Genomic DNA, 15640 nt, shown 5'->3' with positions numbered 1-15640 from the left:
ATGATGGCATCGAAGCGGTGGGTCACCTCGATCGTGATGGTCGTGGTGACTGGCGCCCTGATGCTGGTGGCAGTGCCGGCACTGTTTCTCCGCGCCGAGGTCCTGAACACGGATCGCTATGTGGAGACCGTCGCGCCGCTCGCAGCCGACCCGGTGCTTCAGGCAGCGATCGCTGAGCAGGTCACCAACCGGATCGCCGCGGCGGTTGACGTCGAACAATTGGCGTTGGACGCGTTGACCGGTCTGACTGATCAAGCGCCCCGGGCGGAACCGCTGGTCGAAGGGCTGGCGCCGGTCATCGCCGACCAGGCTCACGACCGGATTGACGCCGCTGCTTCCTGGCTGGTGACCACCCCCGAGTTCGAGGAACTGTGGATTACTGCCAACCGGGAGGCTCACCAGCGACTTGTCGGAGTGCTCACCGGTCAACCCGTCGGTGTCATCGGGGTTGATGACAGTGGTGCTGTGACCATTTCCACCGGCGACATCATTTCGCGGGTCAAGGATCGCCTGATGCAGGAGGGGGTGGCGATAGCATCGAGAATTCCGGAGATCGATGCGGAAGTCACCATTTTCCAGTCACCCGAACTGGCGCGGGCGGGCCGGGCCATTGCTGTCCTGGATCGGGGTGCCCTCATCCTTGCGTTTCTCGTTCTTGCCCTAGCCGTCGGCGCCGTCGCAGTGGCTCCCCCAGGATCGCGGCGGCGAGCGGTGGGCGCACTGGGTTTCAGCATCACCGTGGTGATGGCGGTCCTCGCACTCGGGCTCGCACTGGGTCGGGCCTACTATCTGAACGCCATTGAATCCGGTGTGCAGACTCCGGGCGCGGCGGAGCGGTTGATTGATATTCTGCTCTCCCCGTTGCAGACCAGTATCCGGGTCATCTTTGCTGGGGCGCTGGTGGTGGTGCTCGTCATGTTCCTTACCGGCCGATCTCCCGCGGCGCAACGGTTCCGCGGCGGGCTCGCCCGGTTCGCCGACCTTGGCACTGGCCGGACGGGCGCAGGCCAACCAGCGCGCTGGCAGCACTGGCTGGCCCGCTACCGTCGGGCAGCGGAGGGCACCGTCGTCGTGGTGGCCCTGGCCGTCCTGGTCCTCTGGCCGGAGCCTACCGTCACCGTCGCTGTCTGGGCGGTGGCCTTGGTGGGCATCACGGTTCTGGCGATTGAACTGCTGGCCCGCCCGGCGGGGATCCAGAGTCATCCGTCCCAGGACGCCCCCCTTCGACCGGAGAGCGGCCTCCCAGGGACTCACCCACCCCGATAAAGTGGTCGCAGCCGACGACGGACGGTCGGGCAGGGAGGCTCGGGATGGAACTCGAATTCGAGGGAACGCTGTGGCATTGGAAAGGCCCCGCACCCTGGTACTTTGTCACGGTGCCGCCGGACGAATGCCAGCTGCTGCGGGAGCAATCCGGCATCGTGAGCTACGGGTGGGGGATGATCCCGGTCGACGCCGGGATCGGCGGCAGCACCTGGCCGACGTCGCTCTTCCCGCAGGATGAAAGCTACCTCGTCCCGGTCAAGGCGGCGGTCAGGAAGGCTGAGGGGCTTGCCGAAGGCGACGTGATGACGGTCCGCCTCTCCATCCGGTCCTGACGGTCGTCGGGTGGGTCAGTAGTCCACCCGCGCGGTGAGGCTCCGCCACGCATCGAACGGTGCTGTGGCGGGAATCGATGATCCCGCTGCCGGAACGAAATGCCGGACTGGCATTGATCGTTCCTCCACAGGGGTGGCGAAGAAGTTGTAGAAAACTGCGTCATCGAAGCCAGCTTGCTCCGCATCGAATCGGTCCGCAGCGTAGACAACGGTCTCCACCCGTGCCCAGAGTGCCGCCGACAGGCACATGGGGCAGGGCTCACAGCTGGTGTAGAGGGTGCTGCCTGACAGGTCGAAGGTTTCCAGCGCCGTGCACGCGTTCCGGATGGCCATTACCTCGGCGTGGGCGGTCGGGTCGTTGTTCGCCGTGACCCGGTTGACCCCGTCGAAGGCCCGTCCGTCACCGGTAACGATCACCGCTCCGAAGGGGCCGCCGTCGTTGGTGACATTGTCAACGGCCAGCGAAATCGCGGCGGTCAGGAAACGCTCGTCGTCGTTGGTACTCAAAGTAACTCTCCCGTGGTGGGCAACTGTCGTCACTCGCCCGGCCGGGATTTCTACGGGGGCGGTTCCAGAGAGCTGCGGGTTGGTCGATGTGCAGGTCCACCTGGTTGATAGCGCTCCCGTGCAGGACGCCCGCCGTTGGCTTCGTCATCGAACTGTAGCATCGCTCATTCACTGCCCGGAAGGGGGTCGGCGGAGATGCCCCCCGACCGTCTTGACCTTGACGTAGCGTCAACTATTAGCGTTGACACCACACCGAACGGGAGGAGGCGGGATGGACTGGCCCATCCAGGAAATTGCCCGGCTGGCAGGCACCACCAGCAGGACACTCAGGCATTACGGTGACCTGGGTCTGCTGCTGCCGTCGCGGATCGGCGCCAACGGGTACCGCTATTACGACGACGCCACGCTGGTCCGTCTGCAACGCATCCTCATGCTTCGCGAACTGGGCCTGGGCCTTCCCGCCATTGCAGAAGTCCTCGCGGGCGCGGCGGAACCAGTTGAATCGCTGCACCGTCACCTCGACTGGCTGCGCCAGGAACGGGACAGGCTGGCGTTGCAGATTGCGTCGGTCGAATACACAGTAAATCGATTGGAAGAGGGCGAGGAACTCGTGGCAGAGAACATGTTTAACGGATTTGATCACACGCAGTACAAGGACGAGGTCGAAGAGCGGTGGGGTAAGGACGCGTACGCCCAGGGTGACGCCTGGTGGCGGTCCAAGACCGACGCCGAGAAGGCAGTGTTCCGGCGGCAGGCGGCTGAACTTGGGGCTGAGTGGACTCAGGCTGCCGCAGATGGCATCACCCCTGACAGTGGCACAGCGCAGAGCCTGGCCGCGCGGCATATTGAATGGCTCTCGCAGGCCCCTGGGGTCCCCCGTTCAGGTGAGCAGTTGTCGAAGGAGTATGTGCTGGGCCTCGGTGACATGTATGTCGCCGACCCCCGCTTCGCGAAGAACTACGGCGGTCAGAAGGGCGCCGAGTTTGTGCGGGACTCACTGCGGGTTTACGCGGACCTGGTGCTCTAACCGGACGGCGGTTGCACACACGTCGGGGCTGCCCGCCAGCAGCCCCGACGTTTTCCGTGCCACTCACTGACGCGGATAGGGTGGAGCGACTGGAAACTGGGGGAGAACGCGTGGCAGCTGAGGAAAGCACTGGGTCCGGGATCGCGGATACCGCCGAGAAGATCACCGACGGGGTGGCACTGGACGTCCTCGCCCGGTTTGGGTTCGCGGTGCTGGCGGTGGTTCACATCCTCATCGGTGTCATCGCACTGCAGGTGGCATTCGGGGGAACCGGCCAGGCCGAACCCACCGGAGCCCTGGAACAGCTGGCCTCAGGGACCGTCGGGCCCTGGACCATGTGGGCTTGCGCGGTCGGCTGCGCGGGACTTGCCCTGTGGCAGCTCAGTGAAGCCACCCTCCGGTACCGCCGGAATGCCGTGGGGAAGCGGCTGGAGAAAGCCATTTCGTCGGGGTCCCTGGCGGTCACCTACGGTGTCATGGCGGTGACGATGGGAAGGTTCGCCATGGGGGACGGACCCGACTCGAGCGAGTTCACCAGGGATTTCACCCAGACCATGATGGCGCACCCCCTCGGACTCGTCGCCGTGCTGGTGGTGGGTGGAACGCTGTTGGGGATCGGAGGGTACTTTGTGGTCAAAGGACTGCGCAGGACTTTCAGGCCAGAGCTGCAGCACTTCGAAGACTCACGTCGTGGAGCGGTAATCGACGCGCTGGGGGTCGTGGGCCATGTGGCGAAGGGGGCAGCGCTGCTCCTGGTCGGCCTGCTGTTCGTTGTCGCTGCCGTCACCAACCGGCCGTCGGAGTCCACGGGGCTGGACGGCAGCCTGAAGGCGCTGCAGGACCACCCGTTTGGCGATGCAGTGCTGGTGGCCATCGCTGCTGGCCTGATCTGCTACGGGATCTTTGCGGTTATCCGCGCGCGGTTCGGCCGGATGTAACTGCCGCCATGGTGGCCGTTGCTCTGACCAAAAGCTGCGGAGGGTGCAGCCAAACAGAATTGAAGCCCCGAGAACAATTGAATATCGGTGGTTATCAAAACACCGGATCCACTTCATGGAGTGGGGAATTTCCCCAGCTTCAGAACTGAATCCCCCGCGACAGTCCACCGTCCACCAGAATGTTGGCGCCGGTGGTTCGACTGGACCGTGGGCTGGAGACGAAGACCACCGTATCGGCGACCTCCTGCGGTGTGCCCATCCGGTGCGTCGGGTTCAACCCCATCGCCATGTTGAACAGGTCGGGGTTGCCCTCTTCGATGCTTTGCCACACCCCGCCCTCGTGGAAAGTGTTGCCGGGGGAGACCGTGTTAGCGCGAATTCCCTGGTCCGCCAGCTGGAAGGCGAGTCCCGCCATGTAGGCGATGAGGGCGGACTTGACCGTCCCATAGGGACCGGAGGCAAAATCCACTTCACGGCCAGAGACGCTCGAGATTGCGATTATTGACGCCGCGTTGCTCTGTACCAGGTGGGGCAGTGCGGCCTTCACCAGCCGGACAGTTCCCATCAGGTCGACCCGAAGTGAGGCTTCCCAGTTCTCGTCGGTGTCGGGTATGGCCAGGGCGCTGACATTGCTCACCACCATGTCGATCCCGCCGAAGGTCGATGCGGCGTCTGCTACCCAGGCTGCGACAGCATCCGCATCGCCCATATCCATTGCGGTACCGACGATCCGCCCGGCGCTTCCTGACAGGGCTTCCTCGGTCGCTGTGATCTCCGAGGCATTCCGGGCGCAGAACGCGACATTGGCGCCCTCGGCTGCGAAGGAGTCAACGATGGCACGCCCAATTCCCTTGGTCCCGCCGGTCACCAGTGCTGTCAGTCCGCCGAGTTGTAGGTCCATCGGTTTCTCCTAGAGGTTCTGGCTGCGTCGTCGCAGCTCGTCATGTATTCCGTCAAAGGCATGTGCCCGGGGGAAGAGGTTCTTGGCCGCCTTGATGACCACGCTGTAGTTGGCGTCCACAGCGTTGGCGATAGGTGCCAACGCAGTCTGGGTCAGGAGTTGGTAGGCGTCCATTTGGTGGAGTCCGAAGAGTTCCTCGAACCATCGCACCATTTCGACCTGGCCGATCCGCCAGGAATCCTCCATGGGCCGGGAGGAACCGACAGCCATCCAGTGGCTGTCGCTCTCTAGCCTCGGCCAGGCGGGCGCTCCGCCCTTGATCAATTCGACGATGATGGTCGAGTTCATGGCGCCTTCGACGGCTGTGCCGCACGCCTCGCCTTCGCCCTGGCGGTAGTGCCCGTCTCCAATCGAGAACAGCGCGCCTTCGACGTTCACGCCGAGGTAGACGGTGGTTCCCGCTTTGACCTCGGGAGAGTCCATGTTCCCGCCGAACCGTTCGGGCACCAGTGAAGAGCGCACCTCGCCCCCGGGTGGCGCCACGCCGATGGTGCCAAGCATCGGTTCGAGTGGCAGGGCTACCTCGAAGTCGGTGTGCCGCGCCTGGAAACCGACCATCTGCCGGGCCGTATCCACGTGATAGATCCAGGTGGTGTCCGGCAACGGTTCCTGGAGGAACGCGGTCCGGTCGGTGCTGGTCAAACCGCCGAAGAAGGGGATGGTGGCGGACGCACCCCAGGAACGGGCTGGCGTCAGATCCACGATGTGGATGGCCAGCGTGTCTCCGGGCTCAGCGCCTGCCACGTAGAACGGCCCGGTCTGGGGGTTCACGAACCGCAGGTCGACCTTCTCGCTGGACAGATCATCGACGCTGGTCAGCGCATGATTAAAGGCGTCTTCAGACCAAAGTTTCAGCACCGTCCCGGGCTGGACGGTCATCACCGGCGCGGCGCCACCGAAGGTGTAGACCAACTGATCGCGGCGCGGAGTGTATTCAACGGCATCCATTACTGGATGCTATGTCGGGGGTGGGGCGCTGACAAGTTCGCCACGAGGGCATCCGCCTCACGCCGGAGATCGGAGAGTAAGTTGGGGCGATGGCACAGTTGAAAACAATTGACCTTTCAAATGGGCTGACTGCCGAACTCAGACCGGCCGTCACCGAGGATGTATACCCGATCGTGGCACTGCTCGCGGACGACCGGCTGGGGCGCACCCGTGACCGAATTGACGGTGGCGAGTCGCTTGAGCCCTACCTGACTGCCTTCGCATCGATCGACGCGGATCCGGCGCATCAGCTGGTGGTGGCAACCGTTGACGGCGTCGTCGTCGGAACCCTGCAGTTCAGCGTTCTGCCCGGTTTGGCGCGACGTGGAGCATTACGCGCCCAAATCGAGGCGGTGCGGGTGGCAGGGGGCTACCGGTCCGCCGGGCTCGGGGCAGCCATGATCACCTGGGCGATCGAGGAAGCGGAACGGCGGGAATGCTCCCTGGTCCAGCTCACCACCGACAAGTCCAGGGCTGATGCGCACAGATTCTATGCACGGCTCGGCTTCACCGCGTCTCATGAAGGATTCAAGCTCGCACTATGACGGGTGAGGGGCTCGGTGCGTTTCGGCGCCCGATGCCAGCTCTGGATGCCGACCGTGTGGGGCGCTACCCGGTGAGGGAATCGCCGAGTAACGTCCGTGAGTGAAGTACCTGGCTCCCCTGCCGGGCACTGGCAATCAGACCGGCGTCGCGGAGCAGGGTGAGATGGTGGGATGCGGTCGAGAGTGCGAGATTGCAGAGGGCGGCCGTCTCGGTGGTGGACCGAGGGCCGGTAAGGCTGAGGAGCACGCGTGCGCGTCCCTCGCCGAGAAGTGCTGAAAGCGCCTTTTCGGCCGTGTGCCCCACCTGATACCAGGTGTTGGTCACGCCGTGGGCCGGGTAGAAGAGGGTAGGTTGCACTGGCTTTTCGGTGAGGACTGAACACCAGGGACTGCCGATGACTGTGGGGACCAGCAGCATTCCACTGCCTTCACAGGGCACCACTTCGCTCCAACTATGCATCCGAACGTTGACGTTACTGCCGTCCCAGCTCACCCGTTCGTGGAGTGAACCGATCATTGTTGTTGTTCCTGCATCGACAATGCTGCGGGACCGGTGGGCGATGTCCGCGTGTAGGATCCTGCGGAGTTGTTCCCAGTGGGGAGCCATGACCGCGGACCACATTTCCTCCCACGCCTCGGCGATCCGGGCCTGGGCTTTGGCCGGGTTGCTGACGAGTGCAGTGATTGTTGCGTGGCGTTGTCCCGTGGCCAGTTTGAGGAGCTTGCCCAGATGAACCTGGACGACTTCCGGGGCCGTCCGGCGGAGGTTATCGAGTTCCTCCTCGGGGGAGGTGTCGGCGGTAATGGGGCCGGTGAGGAAATCTGGGAAGTAGCCGGACGGGGGGATGACCAGTCGCAGGATGGCGAAGGCGTCAGCAGGGATTGAAGCCCGGATGTTCCGGAACCACCCCCACTGCAGCGGCCTGCTCCCCGTCGATTGCAGGGCCCGGACCGCGTGGGCCAGTTCTATCCCCGGCGAAACACCAAAGCGGAGGAGCCCGATGTCGTCGGCGCCCAACCTGAACGTCACTACGTTTCGATCCACATCGAAAGACTAGCCGCAACGATGATCAGTTCTGGAGACTAGGGGCACCGAAGTTCACCCATCCCAGGAAACCCCAGGAGCCCAGATGTCGCACCAACTCTTCATCAATCTGCCCGTGACGAACGTCGAGGCGTCGAAGGCGTTCTACACCAGCCTTGGCTGGACGCTTAACCCTGACTTCTCCGACGATAATGCCGCAGCGATCGTGGTGAGCGAGACCATCCACCTCATGGTCCTCAGCCACGACCACTTCCGGCAGTTCACCTCCAAGGAGATCGCCGATACCACCTCCACCACGGCAGCAATTCACGCGCTCAGTGTCGAGGCACCGGAAGACATCGACTCCCTCCTCGCCAGGGCGGTGGACGCGGGGGCCACCGAAGGCATGACCCAGGATCACGGTTTCATGCGCTCGCGGTCCTTCGCCGACCCGGACGGGCACGAGTGGGAGATCATGTGGATTGACCCCATTGCCGCCGCCGGTGACTGGGACGCCGTTCAGCAGAAATACTCGCAACCGTCGGACGCGTGAGGCCGCACGATGAGACGGGATGCCCAGCCCCTGCCGGGCACGGCCAGGGTCGTCGACGCCGACCAGCTGAGGTTGGACGGCAGCAGGACCATCCGCTTCGAAGGCGAGTCCTACGGATCCGGTGTTTCGTTCTTCCGGGTCCAGTTCGAGCCGGGACAGGGCGTCGCCCAGCATCGTCATCCCTACTCCGAGACGTGGGTGGTCCTCTCCGGAGCAGCGACGTTCCTGGTGGGCGAGGAGTCCCAGGGTGGTCTCACGGACCAGACCATCGTGGTGCCGCCTGACACCTGGCACGGGTTCACCAACAACGGCGATGTCACCCTGTCCATGATGTGCATCCACGCGAGCCCGCGGATCATCCAGGAGTGGCGACCCTAGAGGGCGCTAGCTACCCGTCCAGAAACGGCCCTGAGGAACAGACCCGCCGGTTGCAATCGGCGATTCCTGCCCTCCGGGCCGTTTCCTGCGTAGCAGTCCTAGAATGAGCAAATGGTCGGCACAGTGCATGAACCATTCACTTTGGCGTTGCCCTTCGAGGGTCGGTGGCTGACCGAGAACAGCCCGGCCCGACGCGTGCCGAGCCACGGAACGGATCTGCTGGGCGGTCGGTATGCCATTGACTTCGTGGGGGTGGATGACCGTCGGCGTACGTCAATTCGAAACGACTGGCGGACGGCCTTCTCCACCGAACCGGTCGACCGGTTCTTTGCCTTCGGGCGTCCGATCCTGGCGCCGCTGGCGGGAACGGTAGTTCGAGTGCACGACGGTGAACCCGACCATGAGGCGCGCCGGTCGCAGTTCACCCTGGTGTCCTATGCGCTGGGCCAGGCCGCCCGGCTGCGGGAGGGGGTGGCGTCAATTGCCGGTAACTACGTGGTGATTGCCGCTGGTCCCGCCGAGTACGTCGCCCTCGTCCATCTCCGGAAGGGCTCGCTGAACGTTACAGTCGGTGACACGGTGGCCCCTGGCCAGTTCCTCGGGGAGTGCGGCAACTCGGGCAACTCGACACAACCGCATGTGCACCTGCAGGTCATGGATAGCCTGGACCTCGCCACAGCGCATGGCATTCCCCTCGCCTTTGAAGGGTTCCGCGAGTGGCCGCGCGGAGCCAGCTGGGCCCTCCTTAGGGAGAGCGGAGTTCCGGCAGAAGGTGCCGTCGTCGAGCCGGTTCGGTGACGGCGTCCTGCACTCCACCCTCCCCATGCGGCGTGTACCGGGTGGTGTCGGCGGTCCGGGCCACGGCAGCCCGGATGTCGGCGAGCGAGGCGGTCTCCCCCAGCAGGCCGGCCGCCCGCGCCTGCACCATGACATTGCCCAGTGCCGTGGCTTCGACCGGGCCGGCCACGACCGGCAGCCCGGTCGCGTCGGCGGTGAGCTGGCACAGCAGGGTGTTCTGGGAACCGCCTCCCACTATGTGCACCACGTCCACTTCGGTCCCGGATAGGTCGACAGCCTGCCGCACGGTCCGCGCATAGGCGGCGGCGAGGCTCTCGAGAATGCACCGCACGACGCCGGCCGGTCCGGCAGATGCCACACCCCCGGCACGGTGGGCTGCGTCCCGGATCCGCCGCGGCATGTTCCCGGGCGGGATGAACTCCGGCGAGTCGGCATCGATCAGTGGGCCCCCGGCGGGCAGGGACGCCGCCTCTGCCAACAGCGCCGCCAGGTCGGGGGAATCTCCGGCGTCGGTCCAGGAGCGCAGGCACTCCTGGAGCAGCCACAGCCCGCCGACATTCCGCAAGTACCTCACTGTCCCGTCGATGCCGCGTTCATTGGTGAAGTTGGCGGTGCGGCTCGCGGGGGAGAGTACCGGCTGGGCCAGCTCGACGCCGACCAGCGACCAGGTGCCCGACGAAATGTAGGCAAACCCCTCAGCCAGGGCGGGGACGGCGGCAACCGCTGATGCCGTGTCATGCGAACCCACCGCAACGACAGCTGTGTTCGGCGGCAACCCGGTCTGACGGGAAATCCCGGGCAGCAGCATCCCCAGCGTTTGACCCGGCTCGATCTGAGCCGGAAAAAGACCAGCGGGAATCCCGAGCCGGGCAAGGATCCCGGGATCCCAGCCGCCGGTGCGCGCGTCCGTGAGCCCCGTGGTGGAGGCATTGGTCGCCTCGCTGGCCCGCCGGCCGGTCAGCCAGAAGCAGAGCAGGTCCGGGATCAGGAGCGCCTGTACCCCTTCAAGGGAGGCCTCGGACGCCAGCTGGTAGAGCGTGTTGAACGGAAGGAACTGCACGCCGGTGGTGCTGTACAGGCGATCGAAATCCATGCGCTGGTGCACCGCCGCGACTGCAGTCTCGCCGCGTCCGTCCCGGTGGCTGTACGGCAGGGTGGCGAGGGCGCCGTCGTCGTCAATCAGCCCGTAGTCCACCGCCCAGGTGTCCACGCCGATGCTCGCGATCCGTTCCCCGGGCTCCAGTGCGCCCGACGCCAGCGTCAGCCCGGCAAGCACCTGCTCAAAGAGGGAGTGGACGTCCCAGCGCAGCGTGCCATCGACCTCGACCGCACCGTTGGAAAACCGGTGCACCAGTTGCAGCCGCGGCCCGTCTGTCCCGACCCGGCCCAGGATGACCCGGCCCGAGGAGGCGCCGATGTCGACGGCGACAAACACCGGCCGGGCGTCGTCGATCATCGGAGGAAGGCCGCGGCAACACCCGCATCCACGGGGATGTGCAGCCCAGTGGTGTGGGACAGCGCGTCGGAGGTAAGGACGGCGACGGCGCTGGCCACGTTCTCTGGGAGTACCTCCCGCTTGAGCAGGGTGCGCTGGGCGTAGTACTCGCCGAGTTTGTCCTCGTCGACCCCGTAGACCGCAGCACGCTTTGCGCCCCACCCGCCGGCGAAGATCCCCGAACCGCGGACCACTCCATCGGGGTTGATCCCGTTGACGCGGACCCCGTACTCGCCGAGTTCGGCGGCGAGCAGCCTCACCTGGTGCGCCTGGTCCGCTTTTGTGGCGGAGTAGGCGATGTTATTGGGGCCGGCGAAAACCGAGTTTTTCGAGGAGATGTAGATGATGTCCCCACCCATCTCCTGGTCGATGAGCACCTTCGCTGCCGCCTGGGACACCAGGAAGGACCCCTTGGCCATGACGTTGTGCTGCAGGTCCCAGTCCTGTTCGGTGGTTTCGAGCAGGGGCTTGGAAATCGACAGTCCGGCGTTATTGACCACCAGGTCCAGCCCGCCGAAGGCGAGCACCGCGGCGTCGATCGCCTGCCGCACCTGGACGGGATCGGTGACGTCCGCCCGGACGCCGACTGCGACGTCGGTGCCGCCGAGCTCTGCGGCGACCTGCTGGGCGCTGTCAAGGTGCAGGTCGGCGATCACCACGCAGGCGCCTTCCGCGGCCAGCCGGGTGGCGATGGCCTTGCCGATGCCCGACGCCGCCCCGGTCACCAGGGCGATCCGGCCGGCGTGCGACTTGGGTTTGGGCAGACGCGCAAGCTTCGCTTCCTCCAGCGCCCAGTACTCGATCCGGAACTTCTCCGACTCGTCGATGGGGGAATAGGTGGAAATACCTTCCGCTCCCCGCATCACGTTGATGGCGTTCAGGTAGAACTCACCCGCGACCCGGGCGGTCTGCTTGGTTGCACCGAAGCTGAACATGCCAACGCCGGGAACCAGCACCACCGCCGGGTCCGCCCCCCGGATGGCGGGGGACGCCGCTGTCGCATGCCGGTCGTAGTAGTCCTGGTAGTCGGACCGGTAGGCCTGGTGCAGTTCCTTCAGCCGGGCGACGGCATCCTCGACGGGCGCATCGGCCGGGAGGTCCAGGACCAGGGGTTTGACCTTGGTGCGCAGGAAGTGGTCGGGGCAGGACGTCCCCAACCCCGCCAGCCGCGGGTGTTCGGCACTCTCAAGGAAGTGCAGGACGGCGGCGTCGTCGCAGAAATGCCCGAGTTGGGGCTTGTCAGTCGAAGCCAGGCCCCGAATGACAGGTGCCAGCGCGGCTGCCTTCGCGCGGCGTTGGTCCACCGGTAGGGCCGAATAGCCTGGCAGTGGAGCGCCGAACGGCTGCGGCCGCGAGTTCTCCGCCAGGTAGCGTTCAGCGGTCTCGATAATCCACAGCGAGTTGCGTTCGGCCTCCCCGGAGGTCTCGCCCCAGGCTGTGATTCCGTGACCGCCGAGAATGGTGCCGACTGCCTGCGGGTTGGCGGCCTTGATCGCCGCGATATCCAGTCCCAGCTGGAACCCGGGGCGGCGCCAGGGTACCCAGAGCACCTTGTCGCCAAAGATCTTAGCGGTCAGCGCTTCGCCGTCAACGGCCGTGGCGATAGCGATGCCGGAGTCCGGGTGCAGGTGGTCAACGTGGGCGGCATCGACCAGGCCGTGCATCGCCGTGTCGATCGACGGTGCTGCGCCGCCCTTTCCATGCAGGGTGTAGTCGAAGGCCGCGACCATTTCGTCCTCCCGGTCAACGCCGGGATACACGGCGGTCAGGGCACGCAGCCGGTCCAGGCGAAGTACCGCCAGTCCCTGTTCGGTGAGCGTTCCGAGGTCACCGCCGGAGCCCTTCACCCAGAGCAACTCCACGTTCTCGCCTGTCACCGGATCAGTGCCGACGCCTTTCGCCGAGGTGTTGCCGCCTGCGTAGTTGGTGTTCCGCTTGTCCGCGCCGAGCCGGTTGGACCGGGCAATCAGGTCCTCCACCGTTGACATCGTTGAGCTGTTCACTGTCACGCGCCCCATCCTGCCTGCTGCCCGCCCTCGCGGTCTGCGTTGATTTTCTCCTGATATCCGCTGGCAGCGTAGGCGGCCAGCGGGTCCGCGGGAAGACCGCGCGATTCACGCCACGCGGCGAGTGCCGGCCGCACATCGGTGTAGAAGGCATCCATGAAGAGTGCGTTGGCTCCGAGGACGTCGCCTGCTTCCTGGGCTGCGGTGAGTGCCGTGCGATCGACGAGGAGGGCGCGGGCGGCCATTTCCTGGACATTCAGCACCGACCGGATCTGCCCGGGGATCTTCTCTTCAAGGTTGTGGCACTGGTCCAGCATCAGGGCCACATTGCTGGCCGGGTCGAGTGCGCCACCCCGGGCCACCTCATACATGATGCGGAACAGCTGGAACGGATCTGCTGCCCCGACAATGAGGTCGTCGTCGGCGTAGAAACGGGAATTGAAGTCGAAGGAGCCCAGCTTTCCAAGGCGGATGAGTTGCGCGACGATGAACTCGATGTTGGTGCCCGGAGCGTGGTGTCCGGTGTCGAGGCAGACCAGGGCCTTCTCTCCGAGGGCAAGCGTGTGGGCGTACGAGGTACCCCAGTCAGGAACGTCGGTGTGATAGAAGGCCGGCTCGAAGAACTTGTATTCAAGCACCATCCGCTGAGCTGCCCCGAGCCGGGAGTAGACCTGCTGCAGGGATTCATGAAGCCAGTCCTGACGCGAGCGCATATCGCCCTGCCCGGGGTAGTTGGTGCCGTCGGCCAGCCAGATTTTCAGATCCCGCGAGCCGGTGACGTTCATGACGTCGATGCACTCGTACATGTGGTCGATCGCTTTGCGGCGCACTGCCGGGTCACTGTGGGTGAGCGAACCGAACTTGTAAAGGTCGTCCTGGAAGGTGTTGCTGTTGATCGTGCCGAGCCTGATGCCGTGGTCAGCCGCGAACCCGGACAGCTCCGCGTAATCCTCCACCTTGTCCCACGGGATGTGGAGGGCAACCGACGGCGCGAGCCCGGTCAGTTCGTTGACCTTCGCCGCGTCGGCAATCTTCTCCTGCACGGTGCGCGGTGTCCCGGCCGTCTGGAAGACCTTGAAGCGGGTTCCGGAGTTCCCGTAAGCCCAGGAGGGCACCTCGATGGCGAGCTGTTCCAGCGTGGCCGATATTCGGCTCAGGTCAACCATTGCTTCTCCACATCTATCGCTGCTGGCCCGGGCCGGCGCGCGCCTTTAGTTGTTATGCACCGACTCATCGGGCCGTCCGCCGCGGGAGGCGATCGAATGTCATAAAGCGAACCATAAATTGAATCGATTCATTGGTACGTTTCAAAGGTATCCTTGGCACTGAGACGGTGTCAAGCAATCTTTCGCAGGCAGCACGGCAGGATGCCGCACTCCCCGTCCAGTAGTTCCGCGAAGCGAGGAGAACCCGAATGGTCAGTATCAAGGACGTCGCCGACCAGGCGCAGGTGGCTGTGGGGACAGTCTCCAACGTGCTCAACAATCCTGACCGCGTCGCCGAAAAGACCCGTGAACGGGTCTTGGCAGTGATCTCCGAACTCGGCTTCGTGCGCAACGACGCGGCCCGCCAGTTGCGGGCAGGCCTCAGCCGTACTATTGGCCTGATCGTCCTGGATGTGAGCAACCCATTCTTCTCGGCGCTGGCTCGCGCCGCGGAAGACCGCGCAGCGGAATCGGACAGCACAGTGCTACTGGGGGACAGCGCACACGACGTTGGCCGGGAGGGCCGCTACCTCGACGTGTTCGAGCAGCAGCGCGTCAAGGGCGTCCTGATCTCTCCCGTCGGCAACATCGATTCACGACTGGAGCAATTGAGTGCCCACGGTGTCCCGGTGGTCCTTGTGGACCGGGTGGACCCGCAGGGCCGGGTGAGCTCGGTATCAGTTGACGACGTTGCCGGTGGGTACATGGCCGTGCAGCACATGCTGTCCCGAGGACGACGGCGGATCGCTTTCGTCGGCGCCTCGACCGACATCCTGCAGGTCGCCGACCGGCTCAAAGGTGCGCAGCAGGCGGTGGCCGAGGTTCCCGATGCCCAGCTGGAGGTGGTCGAAGCCACCGCTATGACAGTCCTCGCCGGACGCGCCTCCGGCGAACTGCTCGCCGAGCGGGGCCGGGACGGACTTCCAGATGGCATCTTCTGCGCCAACGACCTGCTGGCCATCGGCGTCATGCAGGCAGTACTTTTGATCCGCGGTCTGCGGATCCCCGAGGATCTTGCACTGATCGGCTATGACGACATTGATTTCGCCCAGTCCACGGTGGTGCCCCTGTCCACGGTGCGGCGACCGACCGAACTGATGGGACGCACCGCCGTCGAACTGCTGCTTGAGGCAATCGAGGGGCTCTCGCCAGAGAGCCGGCAGGTCATCTTCCAGCCAGAACTTGTCAGCCGGGGGAGCACGCTCTAGGCCTCCCCGCTCGCCGTCGTCAGTGATAGCATCTGTCTGAAACGATTCACCCCACTCGAGGAGGAGCGCCATGGAACGCGTCTGTTTCCAACTGCAGGTGAAGCCCGACCGGCTGGAGGAGTACCGGGAGCGTCACGCCGCCGTGTGGCCCGACATGCTGCACGCTCTCAAGGATTCGGGGTGGAACAACTATTCGCTCTTCCTGCGGCAGGATGGACTGCTGATCGGTTACGTGGAAGCTGACGACTTCGCCGCGGCCCAGCGCGCCATGGCCGCCACTGACGTCAACGGCCGCTGGCAGGCCCAGATGAGCGATTTCTTTATTGAACTCGAGGGGCGCCCGGATGAAGGATTCCTGATCCTGGAGGAGGTTTTCAACCTCGAGGACCAGTTGGCCCCCTAAGAAGGTG

General features: G+C 65.0%; 17 protein-coding genes. 10 read left to right on the top strand and 7 right to left on the bottom strand.

Translation table 11 applies throughout. The annotated features are described in order from the left end of the window. The first annotated feature begins 3 nt into the window (after positions 1–3). Both HMI57_RS04430 and HMI57_RS04425 read left to right on the top strand, forming a co-directional pair. Positions 4–1266, top strand: coding sequence for a hypothetical protein (locus tag HMI57_RS04430; protein WP_171584739.1), 1263 nt, complete (start codon positions 4–6; stop codon positions 1264–1266). A gap of 44 nt (positions 1267–1310) precedes the next feature. After that, positions 1311–1598 (top strand): DUF1905 domain-containing protein, encoded by a 288-nt coding sequence (locus tag HMI57_RS04425; RefSeq protein ID WP_171584738.1) that lies wholly within the window; start codon positions 1311–1313, stop codon positions 1596–1598. Between the two features lie 15 nt (positions 1599–1613). On the opposite strand, the gene HMI57_RS04420 is transcribed toward HMI57_RS04425, so the two are convergent. Further along, positions 1614–2105: a nucleoside deaminase gene (locus HMI57_RS04420; protein WP_171584737.1), complete on the bottom strand. Its 492-nt coding sequence runs from the start codon at positions 2103–2105 to the stop codon at positions 1614–1616. Between the two features lie 271 nt (positions 2106–2376). Between HMI57_RS04420 and HMI57_RS04415 the strand changes: the two genes are divergently transcribed. Then, entirely contained in the window at positions 2377–3132 is a 756-nt protein-coding gene (locus HMI57_RS04415; RefSeq protein WP_171584736.1) for a MerR family transcriptional regulator, read from the top strand. A gap of 110 nt (positions 3133–3242) precedes the next feature. Continuing rightward, positions 3243–4070: a DUF1206 domain-containing protein gene (locus tag HMI57_RS04410; protein WP_171584735.1), complete on the top strand. Its 828-nt coding sequence runs from the start codon at positions 3243–3245 to the stop codon at positions 4068–4070. A gap of 139 nt (positions 4071–4209) precedes the next feature. Here the strand turns inward: HMI57_RS04410 and HMI57_RS04405 are convergent, their stop codons facing one another. Together HMI57_RS04405 and HMI57_RS04400 are read right to left on the bottom strand one after the other, a co-directional pair. After that, positions 4210–4971 carry an SDR family oxidoreductase gene (locus tag HMI57_RS04405; RefSeq protein WP_171584734.1) on the bottom strand — a complete coding sequence of 254 codons (762 nt, stop codon included), beginning with the start codon at positions 4969–4971 and terminating at the stop codon, positions 4210–4212. Between the two features lie 9 nt (positions 4972–4980). After that, on the bottom strand, positions 4981–5979 hold the full coding sequence (locus HMI57_RS04400) for an acetamidase/formamidase family protein (RefSeq protein ID WP_171584733.1): 999 nt from the start codon (positions 5977–5979) through the stop codon (positions 4981–4983). An 89-nt stretch (positions 5980–6068) separates the two neighbouring features. On the opposite strand from HMI57_RS04400, the gene HMI57_RS04395 reads away from it, so the two are divergent. Beyond that, a complete protein-coding gene (locus HMI57_RS04395; RefSeq protein ID WP_171584732.1) occupies positions 6069–6563 on the top strand; it encodes a GNAT family N-acetyltransferase in 495 nt (164 codons plus the stop codon). A 64-nt stretch (positions 6564–6627) separates the two neighbouring features. Here HMI57_RS04395 and HMI57_RS04390 read toward each other — a convergent pair whose 3' ends face one another. Beyond that, a complete protein-coding gene (locus HMI57_RS04390) occupies positions 6628–7608 on the bottom strand; it encodes a DUF5937 family protein (RefSeq protein WP_171584731.1) in 981 nt (326 codons plus the stop codon). A gap of 85 nt (positions 7609–7693) precedes the next feature. Here HMI57_RS04390 and HMI57_RS04385 point away from each other — a divergent pair, with 85 nt between their 5' ends. From HMI57_RS04385 to HMI57_RS04375, 3 genes are all read left to right on the top strand, one after another. Then, a complete protein-coding gene (locus HMI57_RS04385) occupies positions 7694–8140 on the top strand; it encodes a VOC family protein (RefSeq protein WP_171584730.1) in 447 nt (148 codons plus the stop codon). Positions 8141–8149: 9 nt separating this feature from the next. Next, the gene (locus HMI57_RS04380; RefSeq protein WP_171584729.1) at positions 8150–8518 is read left to right on the top strand and encodes a cupin domain-containing protein; all 369 of its coding nucleotides are present in this window, start codon (positions 8150–8152) and stop codon (positions 8516–8518) included. A 111-nt stretch (positions 8519–8629) separates the two neighbouring features. Further along, a complete protein-coding gene (locus tag HMI57_RS04375; RefSeq protein ID WP_171584728.1) occupies positions 8630–9316 on the top strand; it encodes a M23 family metallopeptidase in 687 nt (228 codons plus the stop codon). Here the strand turns inward: HMI57_RS04375 and HMI57_RS04370 are convergent. The 3 genes from HMI57_RS04370 to rhaI are packed head-to-tail and all read right to left on the bottom strand — an operon-like array spanning position 9264 to position 13983. Continuing rightward, entirely contained in the window at positions 9264–10772 is a 1509-nt protein-coding gene (locus HMI57_RS04370; RefSeq protein ID WP_171584727.1) for a rhamnulokinase family protein, read from the bottom strand. The genes HMI57_RS04375 and HMI57_RS04370 overlap by 53 nt on opposite strands. After that, the gene (locus tag HMI57_RS04365; protein WP_171584726.1) at positions 10769–12829 is read right to left on the bottom strand and encodes a bifunctional aldolase/short-chain dehydrogenase; all 2061 of its coding nucleotides are present in this window, start codon (positions 12827–12829) and stop codon (positions 10769–10771) included. The genes HMI57_RS04370 and HMI57_RS04365 overlap by 4 nt, the downstream gene beginning before the upstream one ends. After that, entirely contained in the window at positions 12817–13983 is a 1167-nt protein-coding gene (gene rhaI, locus HMI57_RS04360; RefSeq protein WP_171584725.1) for an L-rhamnose isomerase, read from the bottom strand. Before rhaI ends, HMI57_RS04365 begins: the two co-directional genes overlap by 13 nt. Before the next feature lie 248 nt (positions 13984–14231). Here rhaI and HMI57_RS04355 point away from each other — a divergent pair, with 248 nt between their 5' ends. Together HMI57_RS04355 and HMI57_RS04350 are read left to right on the top strand one after the other, a co-directional pair. Next, entirely contained in the window at positions 14232–15230 is a 999-nt protein-coding gene (locus HMI57_RS04355; RefSeq protein ID WP_171584724.1) for a LacI family DNA-binding transcriptional regulator, read from the top strand. Between the two features lie 70 nt (positions 15231–15300). Further along, a complete protein-coding gene (locus tag HMI57_RS04350; protein WP_171584723.1) occupies positions 15301–15633 on the top strand; it encodes an L-rhamnose mutarotase in 333 nt (110 codons plus the stop codon). The last annotated feature ends 7 nt before the right edge of the window (positions 15634–15640 follow it).

This window comes from Arthrobacter sp. 260, from assembly GCF_013116745.1.
In the GTDB taxonomy this organism is placed as follows: Bacteria; Actinomycetota; Actinomycetes; order Actinomycetales; family Micrococcaceae; genus Arthrobacter_D.
Note: the sequence above shows the minus strand (reverse complement) of the source record. Positions and strands in the feature narration are given on the sequence as shown.